General features: G+C 61.7%; 10 protein-coding genes. 5 read left to right on the top strand and 5 right to left on the bottom strand.

What is annotated here, in order from left to right; translation table 11 throughout:
* Positions 1-27: 27 nt before the first annotated feature.
* Positions 28-1,509: an ActS/PrrB/RegB family redox-sensitive histidine kinase gene (locus tag FHS64_RS02740; RefSeq protein WP_341771060.1), complete on the bottom strand. Its 1,482-nt coding sequence runs from the start codon at positions 1,507-1,509 to the stop codon at positions 28-30.
* 77 nt (positions 1,510-1,586) lie between these two features.
* Here FHS64_RS02740 and FHS64_RS02735 point away from each other — a divergent pair, with 77 nt between their 5' ends.
* The 3 genes from FHS64_RS02735 to FHS64_RS02725 all read left to right on the top strand — a co-directional run bounded on the left by FHS64_RS02735 (position 1,587) and on the right by FHS64_RS02725 (position 4,277).
* The gene (locus tag FHS64_RS02735) at positions 1,587-2,207 is read left to right on the top strand and encodes an SCO family protein (protein ID WP_167175279.1); all 621 of its coding nucleotides are present in this window, start codon (positions 1,587-1,589) and stop codon (positions 2,205-2,207) included.
* 107 nt (positions 2,208-2,314) lie between these two features.
* Positions 2,315-3,574, top strand: coding sequence for a polyhydroxyalkanoate depolymerase (locus tag FHS64_RS02730; protein WP_167175276.1), 1,260 nt, complete (start codon positions 2,315-2,317; stop codon positions 3,572-3,574).
* Positions 3,549-4,277 carry a M48 family metallopeptidase gene (locus tag FHS64_RS02725; protein WP_167175273.1) on the top strand — a complete coding sequence of 243 codons (729 nt, stop codon included), beginning with the start codon at positions 3,549-3,551 and terminating at the stop codon, positions 4,275-4,277. Before FHS64_RS02730 ends, FHS64_RS02725 begins: the two co-directional genes overlap by 26 nt.
* On the opposite strand, the gene FHS64_RS02720 is transcribed toward FHS64_RS02725, so the two are convergent.
* Both FHS64_RS02720 and FHS64_RS02715 read right to left on the bottom strand, forming a co-directional pair.
* Complete coding sequence (locus FHS64_RS02720) at positions 4,274-6,304, bottom strand: transglycosylase domain-containing protein (RefSeq protein WP_167175270.1); 2,031 nt, start codon at positions 6,302-6,304, stop codon at positions 4,274-4,276. The two genes, FHS64_RS02725 and FHS64_RS02720, sit on opposite strands and share 4 nt — an antisense overlap.
* A gap of 88 nt (positions 6,305-6,392) precedes the next feature.
* A complete protein-coding gene (locus tag FHS64_RS02715; protein ID WP_243862682.1) occupies positions 6,393-7,352 on the bottom strand; it encodes an alpha/beta fold hydrolase in 960 nt (319 codons plus the stop codon).
* Positions 7,353-7,476: 124 nt separating this feature from the next.
* Here FHS64_RS02715 and FHS64_RS02710 point away from each other — a divergent pair, with 124 nt between their 5' ends.
* On the top strand, positions 7,477-8,622 hold the full coding sequence (locus FHS64_RS02710; RefSeq protein ID WP_167175267.1) for an aromatic ring-hydroxylating oxygenase subunit alpha: 1,146 nt from the start codon (positions 7,477-7,479) through the stop codon (positions 8,620-8,622).
* A gap of 78 nt (positions 8,623-8,700) precedes the next feature.
* Here the strand turns inward: FHS64_RS02710 and FHS64_RS02705 are convergent, their stop codons facing one another.
* Positions 8,701-9,357, bottom strand: a complete 657-nt coding sequence (locus FHS64_RS02705; protein ID WP_167175264.1) for a TetR/AcrR family transcriptional regulator — start codon at positions 9,355-9,357, stop codon at positions 8,701-8,703.
* Between the two features lie 484 nt (positions 9,358-9,841).
* Between FHS64_RS02705 and FHS64_RS02700 the strand changes: the two genes are divergently transcribed.
* Positions 9,842-11,971, top strand: a complete 2,130-nt coding sequence (locus tag FHS64_RS02700) for a M13 family metallopeptidase (protein ID WP_167175261.1) — start codon at positions 9,842-9,844, stop codon at positions 11,969-11,971.
* Positions 11,972-12,363: 392 nt separating this feature from the next.
* Here FHS64_RS02700 and hisS read toward each other — a convergent pair whose 3' ends face one another.
* Positions 12,364-13,833 carry a histidine--tRNA ligase gene (hisS, locus tag FHS64_RS02695; RefSeq protein ID WP_167175258.1) on the bottom strand — a complete coding sequence of 490 codons (1,470 nt, stop codon included), beginning with the start codon at positions 13,831-13,833 and terminating at the stop codon, positions 12,364-12,366.
* Between the last annotated feature and the right edge of the window lie 29 nt (positions 13,834-13,862).

The raw sequence follows: 13,862 nt of genomic DNA, 5'->3' as shown, positions 1-13,862 counted from the left end.
CGCACGCGCGAGGTCAAGGTTTTAGCCTTAGACTGCGACATCTGGTTCCATCGGATTATCGTCGGGCGTGGTGGCTTCCAGCCTCTGACGGGGCCAGCGGACGGAAACATGCGCCCCCTTGTTTTGGCCTTTTTCGGTCGATGCGGCGTCCCCGATAGACACCTTGGCCCCTGTGCGTTCCAGCAGGGTGCGGGCGATGAAAAAGCCCAATCCCATACCGCCTTGCGAGGGGGCAATGACCGGCTGGGGTTGGCGCGAACTATCGGACAACTGGGCAGCAAGGGCGCGACGGGCCTTGCTTTGCGGGCGGGTGGTCACATAGGGCTCACCGAGGCGGGGCAGGACATCCGAGGCAAAGCCCGGCCCGTCATCGACAATATCGATGGCGATCCATCCGGCATCGACACTGGCGCTCAAGCTGACCTTCGAGGTGGCAAAATCGGCGGCATTTTCGACCAGAGCCGACAGGCCGTGAACAATCTCGGGTAGACGTTTGACGCGGGGCAGGGGCTGGTTGCCCGCGCTCTGCACCGAGATATCAAACTCCAGATCAAAGCCCTCGTGCGGCTCGGCTACCTCTTGCAGCAGCGCCTTGAGCGCCACATCGGCATAGAGGGCATCACCTTCATCGGGAGAGGCAGACAACTGGTTCAGGATATCGCGGCACCGTCCGGCCTGTTGCAGGATCAGGGCGGCATCCTCGGCGGCAGGACTGCCATCCGGTGCGCTGCGCAGCATTTCACGCGCGACGATCTGGATGGTGGCCAGTGGCGTGCCCAGTTCGTGGGCAGCCGCAGCCGCCAGACCGCCGATCGCGGCCAGCCTTTGCTCGCGTTGCAGCACATCCTGCGTGGTGGCCAGCGCCAGTTCCAGCTTCTCGGCGTCGGCGGCGACCTTCCATGTATAGCCGGAGATGAACAGCATCCCCGTCATCAGGGCCAGACCCAGCTCCAGCCGGTAAAGCCCCGGCAGTTCCAGTTGCTCATGCACCAGCCACGGCAGGGGCAGCGACCAGTGATAAAGTCCGACCACACAGGCCACGGCCATGGCCCCCAGAACCAGCGCCTGACGAATGCTCAGACTGGCCGCGGCCACAGACACAGGCGCGACCAGCAACAGGCAGAACGGATTGGTCAAACCCCCCGTCAGCGCCAGCAGCACACTGAGCTGTAAAATATCAAAGCCCAGATGAATGCCCGTACGCGGCCCGTCCGGCAGGGAAAGCCGCATATTGCGGGCGCGCATCATGGCGATGATGTTCATCACCGCACTGGCCCCGATGGTGGCCAGACATTCCCACAGCGGCAGCGGGAAATGCATGACGAAATAGGCACTGAGGACAGCGGTCGCCTGACCGATGATCGACAACCAGCGCAGCGCGATCAGGGTACGCATGGGCAGGCCGCGCCCGCGTCGGGAACCGTCCGACAGACCGAACAGGTTCTCTGCGCCGCCATTGGCAGCGGCGGCGACGGCCTGCGACAGGGAGGGGGCTTCTTTAGAGGTCACGCGTCTTCTATAGACCCAAACTCGGTCAGGACGCACTGCGGTCTGTTGTGGCCACCGGTTTTTGCGCGAGAAGAACTATGCCCCGTCGTTCGATATTCATTTTGGCGATTGCCTGTCTGTTGGTCGCCATCGCCTTGGCCGTGGCCACCTTGTTTGTGCACAATACGCGCAGCGCAAATCCTGCCGATGTGAATGTATCGACGGGCCAGCCTCTGGTGGGCGGTGACTTCACCCTCGTCAATCAGGACGGCGAGACGGTGGACCAGACCCTGCTGAACGGCAAATGGACGCTGGTCTTCTTCGGCTTCACCTATTGCCCCGACTATTGCCCGACCACGCTGGGCGTCCTGAACGCCGTGCAGGAAGGCATGGGCGAGGACGCCAAGGACTTGCAGATCGTCTTTGTCAGCGTCGATCCGGCCCGCGACACCCCGCAAATGCTCAAGGACTATCTGTCATCGGACGGCTTCCCTGACGGCGTGATCGGTCTGACCGGCACCGAGGAACAGGTTCAGGCCGCGGCCAAGGCCTATCGTGCCTTCTATAAAAAGGTCGGCGAGGGCGAGGCCTATACGATGGAGCACAGCCTGACGACCTATCTGATGGGACCGGATGGCAAGTTCCGCACCGCCCTGACCCACGATCTTGGCCCCAAGAAATCGCAGGATGTGATCGTTGCGGCGATGAAGCGGGGCTAAGACCAATCGCTGCTTTCCTTGCGGCTTCCGGCGTGGTTCATTGTGCAGTGCGGTATAAGTTTCCGCGTTCCCCTGCCTGACCCGTCGGGCGCGTTTGTCGGTCATCCATGCTCTACGCTTTTCACGAGCTTGCCTATCATTCGGCCATGCCCCTGCGCGTCGGCGCACAGATGGCCCGACAATTCTGGACCTCGCCGCTGAATACAGCGTCCGATACAGCCATCGGGCGCACCGCCTTTGCCACGGCCGAGCTGGTCGAGAGCCTGACCCGCCGCTATGGCAAGCCGGACTGGCACCTCGACCGGATCGAGATCGGCGGCCACAAGATTGGCATCACGCAAGAGGTCGTCTGGACCTCGGCATGGTGCAAGCTGGTCAAGTTCGTGCGCAACCGCGACGACCTCAAGGCCGCAGGGCGGGCCACAGATGCGCCGACACTGGTGATTATTGCCCCTCTGTCCGGCCACTACGCCACCTTGCTAAGAGGCACCGTCGAGGGCTTTTTGACGGACTACGACGTCCACATCACCGACTGGACCAATGCGCGTGAAGTGCCCCTGTTAGAGGGTCGCTTCGACTTTGCCGACTATATGGACCATGTGCGCGACATGCTCGTCGCCTTGGGTGGACGTAGCCATGTGATTGCTGTGTGCCAGCCGGGACCGCCTGTATTGGCCACCTGCGCCCTGATGGCCGAAGACAACCACCCCAATCGTCCGGCTTCGATGAGCTTCCTTGGCTCTCCGATCGACGCGCGCCTGTCGCCGACCGTGACCAACCAGCTGGCCGAGGAAAAACCCTTTACGTGGTTCAAGTCCAACATGATCCACACCGTGCCCTTCCCCTATGCGGGTGTCGGGCGCAGGGTCTATCCGGGCTTTGTGCAGCTCTACAGCTTCATGTCGATGAACGAGGAAAAACACATCGACGCCCATCGCCGCTATTTCGACAGTCTGGTCGACGGCGATGGCGACGGCGTGGACAAGCACGAGGAGTTCTACGACGAATACCTGTCGGTGCTGGACCTGACCGAAGAATTTTACCTGCAGACCATCGACTATGTGTTCCAGCAGCACCTTCTGCCGCGCGGGCTGTTGACCCATCGCGGCCGCTGCGTGGATCTGGGGGCCATTACCGATATCGGGCTGGCCACGATCGAGGGCGAGAATGACGACATTTCGGGCGTCGGCCAGACACAGGCCGCCCACGTCCTGACGCCGAACCTGCCCGATACGCGCCGTCTGCTTCACGTCCAGTCCGAAGTGGGCCACTATGGCGTGTTCAACGGTCGCCGCTTCCGCGAGCAGATCTATCCGCGCCTTCGGGATTTCATCACCCGCAATGAAGCTGTTTCAGCCGAAATATAAGGACGGGGACCGCCTGTCGCTCAAAGACGGACAGACCCTGCGCCTTTCGGTCAATACGCGTGCGCGGCGCATCTCTATCCGCATCGATGCCCGCGAGCGCGAGGCGGTGGTGGTGGCACCGTCACGCTCTACGCTGTCACAAGGCGTGGCCTTTGCCCTGCAAAAAGCCGACTGGATCGCGCAAAAGCTGGACAGCGCCGTCGAGGCCAAACCCTTTATGGCGGGTATGAGCGTCGGCTATCTGGGCCAGACCTTGCGGCTGGAAGCGGTTGCGGGCGTCTCTGCGGCGCGTCTCTATGACACCGAAACCGGCCCTGTTTTGCGGGCAGGCGGAGAGGGCGAGGCCTTTTCGCGCCGCATCGAAAACTGGTTCCGGCGTCAGGCGCGGGCCTTCCTGCTGGAACGCACCGAACACTATTTGCAAAAACTGGGTCAGGGACCGGTGCGGGTATCCATCGTCGATACCCGTTCGCGCTGGGGATCATGCAGCCCGCACAACCGCTCGATCCGCTATAGCTGGCGGGTGGTCATGGCCCCGCGCGCAGTGGCCGACTATCTGGCCGCGCACGAAGTGGCCCATCTGGTCAGGGCCGACCACAGCCCCGAATACTGGGCCGTGGTCACAGGTCTGATCGGCGATCACAAGCCCATGCGCCAGTGGCTAAAAGCCCATGGCGCACAGCTTCACGCTATAGGCGGTTAATAGAACAGAGTATCGGGCTTGCGCTCGACCTCGGGTTTGGGCGGTGCCACCTTGGGGGCTTCCTGAACCGGTGCAGGGCCGGCAAAGGTCGGCATGCCGTCCTCGTCCAGAACACCCGTATCTTGCTGGGCATAGGGGTCTTCGACCTGACCGAGGGCATCACCGACCGGATCGGGCGGAATCCAGCCTTCCGGCAGGGCCGGACCATTGGGGATGCTCTGCACGGCCAGACGCGGCAGGGCCGACTGCATGAAGGTGGCCCAGATGGCGGCAGGCGCACCACCCCCCGAGACACGGCTCATGGCGGTGTTGTCGTCCTTGCCGACCCAGACGGCAGCCGTAAAGCCACCGGTATAGCCCACGAACCAGGCGTCCTTGTAGTCCGAGGTCGTGCCGGTCTTGCCCGCAATATCGCGGCCGCTGATGGCGGCGGCGCGGCCCGTACCGCCGGTGACCACACCGCGCAGCATCTGGTTCAGATAGTACAATGACGGGTTATGGATGACCTGTGCGCCCTCGGCGGGGCCGTGCTCAAAGATGACCTGACCGCGATTGGTACGGATGCGGCTGATGCCCCATGCCTTGACCTTGCGACCGCCATTGGCAAAGGCGTCAAAGGCCTGTGCCATTTCCAGCGGCGAGACCTCGACGGCGCCCAGTGCCATGGATGGCGACTGGCTGATCGGTCCGCTGATGCCCAGACGGCTGGCGACATTGGCGACGTTGGAACGGCCCACCTGATCGGCGACCGCCGCGGCCACCGTATTGGTCGATTGCGCCACGGCCTGAGCCAGCGTCATCTCGCCGGCAAAGCGACCGGAATAGTTGCGCGGCGACCAGCCACCGATGGTGACAGGTTCGTCCACCACACGGGTTTCAGGCGTATATCCGGCTTCCAGGGCGGCCAGATAGACAAAGGGCTTCCATGCCGAGCCAGCCTGACGGCGGGCCTCGGTGGCGCGGTTGAACTGGCTGTCGGGATATGATGCGCCGCCGATCATGGCGCGCACACGGCCATCGCCGTCCAGTGCCACAAGTGCGGCCTGTTCCACGCCCTTGTTCTTGTCGCGGTCCAGAATGCGGCGCACGGCGCGCTCGGCATCGGTCTGGATAGCCAGATCAAGCGTCGTCTCGACGATCAGGTCTTCGGTCTGCTCGCCGACCATGCCGCGCACCTGCTTGTCCAGCCAGTCGATGAAGTACTGGGCGTGCTGGCTGGCGAGGGTGCGCGAAACACGCACCGGCTCGGCCACAGCGGCATCGCGCTGGGCATCGGTGATAATGCCCGTCTCGACCATGCTGTTCAGCACGACCGTGGCGCGGGTAGCGGCGCGTTCGCTCTCCGAGACCGGCGAATAGCGCGACGGGGCCTTCAACAGACCCGCCAGAAGCGCCGCCTCGCCGACAGTCAGTTCTTCGGCCGGTTTATCGAAATAGCGCTGGGCGGCCGCCTCGATGCCATAGGCACCGGCGCCGAAATAGACGCGGTTCAGATAGAGGGCCAGAATCTCTTTCTTGGTGAATTTCATCTCCAGCCAGACCGCCAGCATCAGCTCCTGAACCTTGCGCTTCAGGTTCTGGTCCGGCGTCAGGAACAGGTTCTTGGCCAGTTGCTGGGTGATGGTCGAGCCACCTTGGACCACACGACCTGCCTTGAGGTTGGAGGCCATGGCGCGGCTCATGCCGATGGGGTCAAAGCCGGGGTGCACCCAGTAACGACGGTCCTCGATGGCCACAAAGGCGGCGGGCACATAGTCGGGCAGGGCGTCCAGATCGACGGGCGGAGCCATCTGCGATCCGCGCACGGCAATCAACGAGCCGGAACGGTCCAGATAGGTGATCGACGGCTGGCGATCGACTTCATACAGGCTGGACGTATCGGGCAGATCGCGCGCGAAAATCGCAAAGAAGACGACCGCAAAGATCAGCCCCCAGACGGCCATAACCGCCCCCCAATAGAACAGCCGTCCTATAAAGGAGCGACGGCGCTTGGGTTCGGTGGGGGAAGAGCGGTCTTTACGCGCCATGGGGTGTCCTTATCGTCTGGCTTCGCCGAACCTAGAGGCTGGCGAGAGCTTGGCAACTGCCATAAACCCTCGGCAGAACGATGGCGACTTAATTGGACTTCAGAAACGTGTCGATTTCGGACGCAAACACTTGCGGCTGGTCGAACATGATGAAGTGGGCGCTGTCCTCGATCCGTTTCAGCGTCACACCGGGCTTGTTGGCAAAGCTGGCGGCATAGATGGCGTCGGTGACCTCGTCGGTCATGCGGGCATCGTTGAACTTGACGTACAGCACGGTGGTCGGGGCGGTAATCTGGCCCAGTTCGGGGCGCAGATCGGTGACGATCAACTCGCGGAAAGCCGCCGCCGAGACGCCCTGATCGCTGTTGCGCATGTGCTGCAAGGCCTCTTCGCGACGGCTTTGTGTGTTGATCATACCGTTGATGGTCTGTGTGGCGGCCATCACATAGGCGGCGTGCGGAATCTTGGCCTGTGCCGACCAGATCTGATCGGCCACAGGGGCCATATTGGCTGCACTGGCATTGGGGTTGCCGAACATGGCCCCGACAAACGGTACCATATCCACCACCATCAGCTTGCCGACCAGATCGGGATGGCGCGCCGACAGCATCATACCGATGGTGCCGCCCATGGAATGGCCGATAACGGCGGGCTTGTTCAGGTTCTGCTCGCGAATATAGCGGGCGATTTCCTCGGCCACGGGCGCAGCCACCGGCATCGGGGTCTGGCCGTTCTGGGCATTGTCACCGGCGGGGCTACCGGCAAACCCGCTCACATGGATGCGATGGATGCGATAGCGCCCCTTGAGGGCATCGACAGTCGGTTGCCAGATTTCCGGCGAGGACGACAGGCCGGGGATCAGTACCAGATCAGGCAGACCTTCCTCGCCATCCACGCGCACATGCAGGCGGCCCGATTCAAACGCGGCGTGCTGATGGCCATGCTGGGCGCTGGACTGGACGCCGGGCGCGCCGCTTGGGGTTACAGCGGCAGAACAGGCGGCGGATAGGGGAACAAGGGCCAGCATCAGGGCGATCATGCGCGACATGGGTGTCTCCGAACTTTTCCATAAGGGCGTCCCGACTGGGCGGGCACCTTGTTATTATCGTTTCGCCATAGCTTTTCAGTCCGGCGGTGGGGACAGGCCGTCTGTCCCTTGCTAGGATTATCCCATGAATAGCCGTGCTGTTGAACCTGAAAACACCCCGTTAGGCCAAGAGGCTCCCGATGCCGCCACCGCCGCCCCCAAAGGGCCGTCGGGCGGTTTTGGCAAGGGCTATGTGACCGATGCCTGGTATTTTGTCGCCCTGTCGCGACAGGTCGTCAAAGCCAGCCTGAAACGCTACGAAATCCTTGGCGAGCCGGTCCTGATCGGGCGCACACAGGCAGGCGACATCTATGCCCTGCGCGATATCTGTCCGCACCGGGCGGCACCGCTGTCGGCGGGACGTCTGGTGGATCGCGAAGGCGAGGGCGAGACGGTTGAATGCCCCTATCACGGCTGGCGTTTCCGCACCGATGGCACCTGCGCGGCCATGCCGTCCCTGTGCGAAGGCCAGAATGTCGAGGTCGAACGCATCAAGGTGCGCTCCTACGCGGTCCGCGAAAGTCAGGGCATGGTGTTCGTCTGGATGCCGTCCGACGCCCGCAATCCCAGCCAACCCGATCAGGAGCCGCCGCTCTTCCCCGGAGCCGAGGGCGAGCCGCAACTGGTCGAATGGATGGATTTCGACAGCCATATCGACCATGCGGTGGTCGGTTTGATGGATCCGGCGCATGGTCCCTATGTGCATAAGCAATGGTGGTGGCGCTCGGAAAAATCCATGCACGAAAAGGCCAAGGCCTTTGCCCCGCGTGACTTTGGCTGGGCCATGGTGCGCCACGCGCCGTCGTCAAACAGCCGCCTTTACAAGGTGCTGGGCGGGGCGCCGGCGACCGAGATCACCTTCCGTCTGCCGGGCTATCGCTGGGAGCATATTCAGGTCGGCACCAAACAGGTTCTGGCCCTGACCCTGCTGACGCCGGTCAATGAGAACAAGACCCGCATCACGCAGGTCTTCTGGTCCGATCACTGGGTGTTCGCGCTGGCCAAGCCCTTCCTGCGGGCAGGGGTGGCGGCTTTCCTGCATCAGGATGGCGGCATGGTGAACCTGCAGAACGAGGGGCTGAAATACGACCCGCCGCTTTTGTGGATCGACGATGCCGACAAACAGGCCAAATGGTACCAGCAGCTTAAAAAAGAATGGCTGAAAAGCCGTGCCGAGGGCCGTGCCTTCGTCAATCCGATCAAGGAAACCGTGCTGCGCTGGAAGAGCTGATTTTTCCGGCACCCGAATACAAAAAAGCCGGAAGGGGTGTCCCTTCCGGCTTTCTTTTTGATCGGAGGATGTCCGGTCTTACTTGGCCAGTTGGCCAGCAACCACAACGTCCATCTGCTTGGCAGCGTGCGGGGTCAGTTCTTCAATGCCCCAGTTGTCGAAGGCTGCGCGACGCAGGTTCGACAGATAGATGTCCCAAACCATGCGCGACAGCAGGGCCACATCGGCGTCCTGACGCAGTTCGCCCTTGGCGATACCGGCTTGCAGAACTTCGCTGATGGTCGTGATGACCGGAGCGAGGAATTCACGAACGCGCTTGTCGGAATCTTCCGGCTGGAACCACGAGCGGGCCACCATGGCCTGCATCAGCGGCAGGTGGTCCAGAACCTGGTGGTAACCGGCGGCCAGGCCACCTGCCAGACGTGCCGAGGTGCTGGCTTCGATAGCCACACCGGCGGTGAAGGCTTCCGACAGGGCGGCCATTTCGTCGGAGAAGACGGCTTCGAACAGCTCGGCCTTGTCCTGGAAGTTGGCGAAGACAGCGCCGGTCGACATACCGGCACCCTTGGCGATGTCGCGGATGGTGGCGGCGTCATAGCCACGCTCTGCAAACAGGTTACGGGCGGCTTCCAGCACCTTGATACGGGTGCGAGCCTTGGCAACCTGGCGACGGTTTACGCGGGGCTTGGATTCGGTTTCGGTGGTCGCGGCGGCGACAACGACGGTGTCGGTCATTGGTCTGGAACTCTATTCACTAAAACGCAGGAGGTCGGGGAGGGCCGACAAAGTGCAGTCCGGCTATCTGGCACATCGATCAAGAACGGTGACCGACGAACATGGGTATAGCCCGACATTCTGGAGCGAACTTTCATCATCGAACAGTGACCAAAATGGGTCTGAAATCCGTCGAAATGCATGCGCTTGGATTGAGGTTGCTGTGTTATACTAAGTATAAGTACGCATGCGCGGGAAAAAAGTTGCGGATTCTCGCCTATCGGGAATGCTTACGCAAAAAAGTTTTGCTTCACTCTGATATGCGAAAATCTATTGCTTGGATTTTTTCAAAAAATCTTGTTTTCGACCAATGTCTTGATTGTGAAGCTGCCGCAATTGACCGGCGCGCTCAACAAGGCATGTTAGAACAATATCTAACGGTTTGATTGCGACGGAAAAGACCCGTTTGCTGCGTTCAACCGGGGTTAAAGAGGGACTCTTTTATATGAAGAAATTATTGGCCGGAGCGGCGCTTGCTGCTCTGCTTATGCCTGCTGTCGCTGTGGCGCATAGCTCGGATCACAACCACGGCTGCATCGACGCCCAGTGCGAGATGGTCAGCCTGATCGACATGCCGATGGCACAGGCAGCCAGCGGTGGCTGGAAGGGAACCGATGCGCCGCGTTACGGCACGTGGGGCTTTGATCTTTCGGGTCGTGATACCTCGGTACAGCCGGGCGACAACTTCTTCCGCTATGCCAATGGTACGGCGCTGGATCATCTGGTGATCCCGTCTGACCGTTCTTCCTATGGCTCGTTCCCGCTGCTGCGCGAACTGTCCGACAACCGTATGCGCGAACTGGTTCTGGGTCTGGCCGCCCGTACCGATCTGGTGGCGGGCTCCGACGAGCAAAAGGTCGCCGATGCCTACCGTTCCTATGCGGACGCGGCGCGTATCGAGGCGCTGGATGCCCAACCGCTCCAGCCCTATCTGGCCGCCATTCGTGCGATCGACAGCCATGCCGCCATGGCGACCTATATGGGCGCCCATAATGGTGATTTCGGCGCGTCCCTGTTTGGTGCCGGCGTGGGTGCCGATGCCAAGAACCCGACCCGTCACGTCGTTTCGACGCGCCAGTCGGGCCTCGGCCTGCCGAACCGCGACTATTATCTGGAAGAACGCCACGCGGGCACCAAGGCCAAGTATCAGGTCTATGTCACCGACATGCTGGGCCTGATCGGCTGGGAAAATCCGGCGGAAACCGCCGCCCAGATCGTGGCTCTGGAAGACCGCATCGCCGAGGCCCACTGGACGCAGGCCGAAAGCCGCAACCGCGACAAGACCTATAATGACTACACCATTGCCCGTCTGGCCGAAGAGGCTCCGGGCTTTGACTGGCAGGGCTTCTATAATGCGGCGGGCCTTGGCCATGTCTCGCGTCTGGTCGTCGCCCAGAACACCGCTATGCCCAAGATCGCGGCTGTCTATGCCGAGACCCCTCTAGAGGTTCTGCAAGCCTGGCAGGCCTTCCAGACGGCGGACGAAATGGCCCCGCTGCTGTCGCAGCGTTTTGCCGATCGCCGCTGGGAATTCCGTGACCGCGACCTGTCCGGTCAGCCCGAACAGCGCACCCGCGAAAAACGCGCCATCTCGTTTGCCGAGGGCGCACTGGGCGAGGCCGCTGGCCGTCTTTATGTCGCCCAGTACTTCCCGCCGGAATACAAGGCCAAGATGGAAGAGCTGGTCGCCAACCTGCGTCTGGCGCAGGGCGAGCGTATCCGCAACCTGACCTGGATGGGCGACGAGACCAAGGCTGCGGCTCTGGAAAAACTCGAAAAATTCACCGTCAAGATCGGCTATCCGGACAAGTGGCGTGACTATTCGGCGCTGCAAATGCGCGGTGACGATCTGGTCGGTAACGCCCTGCGTCTGCGCCAGTGGAGCTATGCAGACCGTCTGTCGCGCCTCGACAAGGACGTGGACAAGACCGAGTGGGGCATGACCCCGCAAACGGTCAACGCCTATTACAACTCGATCAATAACGAGATCGTCTTCCCGGCGGCCATCCTGCAACCGCCCTTCTTCGATCCGAATGGCGATGCAGCGGTCAACTATGGCGGTATCGGCGGCGTGATCGGTCACGAAATCGGCCACGGTTTCGACGACCAAGGCTCCAAGTCGGATGGCGATGGTGTGCTGCGCGACTGGTGGACGGCCGAGGACCGCGCCAACTTCGTCGCTCTGACCACGCGTCTGGGCCAGCAATACGCCCAGTTCGCTCCGGTTGAAGGTCACAACATCAATCCGGCCCTGACCATGGGCGAGAACATCGGTGACGCGTCCGGCGTGGCCGTGGGTCTGCATGCCTATCGTCTGTCGCTGAAGGGCCAACCGGCTCCTGTGATCGACGGCATGACGGGCGACCAGCGCTTCTTCTTCGGCTGGGCGCAGGTCTGGCAGTCGAAGTACCGCGAGCAGGCCCTGATCCAGCAGGTCGCAACCGACAGCCACTCGGCTGCCGAGTTCCGTGTCATCGGCCCGCTGCGTAATGTCGATGACTGGTACGAGGCCTTCGGCGTCAAGCCGACGGACAAATACTATCTGGCACCGGAAGACCGCGTTCGTCTCTGGTAGGCTCGAAAGAGTTTCGATATCGGAAAGCCGGTCCTTTGGGGCCGGCTTTTCTTTTGCGCGTTCATTATTCGGGTACGCCGTGAATGTGACGTACACGGACGAAAACGGCACAAATACAGGCCAGAACGGCATGTTTGCTGCGGTTTCAGGCTTCAGGCATGAAAAAGCCCGCTGCGGGGGATACATCGCAGCGGGCCTTCTCGCTCTCTGTGGAGCGGACGTTTCCTCCCCGAAACGCCTCCAAGTGACTGCTGCGCTATCAGCGCCGCGTCCCTCGAGTAGGACCAATTGACCTATTAGGTGCCCTTGGGTCAATCGGGGCAAACAGCGAAATCGAAGCTTTTATGAGTTATCGCTGATAATTTGGAAAAAAGCCCGATAATTATCGAAGTTTATTCGATAATGCTTTTTATGGTCGAAACCAGCGCCGAGCGGGCCACCTTCATCTGTCCCGGACGGGCAGCTTTCCATTCTTCATTGTTGGAAATTGCCGCAGCCTGGGCGCGACCGGCGTCCAGATCTTTGATAGTGACTTCACCGGCAGCGATCTCGTCGCCACCCAGAATAACCGCAGCCGGTGCCCCGCGACGGTCGGCATATTTGAACTGTGCCTTCATACCGGCACGACCCAGATACAGCTCGGCGGCAACACCGGCATTACGCAGCTCCGATACCGCATCCAGATAGTGCTGCATGTCGTCATCCGAGAAGACGATGACCACGACCGGACCACGTGTTTGCGGGCCGCTGCGACCCGCCGAGCGCAGGGCAGCCGCCAGACGCGACACACCGAACGAGAAGCCGGTGGCCGGAATGGTCTGGCCGGTAAAACGGGCCACGAGGTCGTCATAACGACCGCCGCCACCAATGGAGCCAAAGCGGATCGGGCGACCCTTTTCGTCCTTGGTTTCCAGCAGCAGTTCGGCCTCGAACACGGTGCCGGTATAGTATTCCAGACCGCGCACGATGGTCGGATCGAACTTCACGGCATCCTGCGCCACGCCCATGGCGTTCAAGGCGCGATCGATGGCCGCCAGCTCTTTCAGAGCCGCATCACCGGCCTCGCCCAGACCGGCACCGATATTGGCAATCGTATCCAGAACTTCCGAACGCGAAGCTTCGCTATTGCTGACCGAGGCAAGGAAGGTCTCGACCCCGCCAATCAGGTTCGAGGGCAGGTTAGCCCCCTTGGTATAGTCACCGGACTCATCCAGACGGCCCTCCCCAAGCAGCAGGCGCACGCCCTCGATGCCCAGACGGTCGAACTTGTCGATGGCGCGCAGAGCCGTCAGGCGCTGGTGGGTGTCGGTAATGCCACCCGCATCGAACAGGCCGTCAAACAGCTTGCGGTTCGAGACGCGGATCACGGCTTGATCGGGGGTCAGGCCGGTGGCCAGCAAGCCCTCGACACCCATGGCGAGGATTTCGGCATCGGCCTCGGGGCGGTCCGAACCGACCGTGTCGGCATCGCACTGCCAGAATTGGCGCAGACGTCCCGGACCCGGCTTTTCATTGCGCCAGACCGGACCATAGGCATAGCGACGATAAGGCTTGGGCAGGGTTTCCCAGTTCTGGGCCGCAAAGCGGGCCAGCGGGGCCGTGTGGTCATAGCGCAGCGCGATCCACTGGTCGTCATCGTCCTCCAGCGCCAGCACGCCCTCATTGGGGCGGTCGGTATCGGGCAGGAACTTGCCCAGCGCATCGACATATTCAAAGGCTGGCGTTTCCAGACCTTCAAAGCCCCAGCGTTCATACACTTCGGACACGCGCGCAATGATGCGGCGTTCGGCGCTCAGGTCGCTGCCACGGCGATCCTGAAATCCACGGGGCGAGCGGGCTTCGGGGCGTTGAATGTCGGTCATGGGTTGGCGATTAAGCCATCCCCCGCATC

Source organism: Brevundimonas terrae (assembly GCF_011761985.1).
In the GTDB taxonomy this organism is placed as follows: Bacteria; Pseudomonadota; Alphaproteobacteria; order Caulobacterales; family Caulobacteraceae; genus Brevundimonas; species Brevundimonas terrae.
The sequence above is the reverse complement of the archived record's forward strand: the minus strand, read 5'-3'. Positions and strand labels throughout refer to the sequence as shown.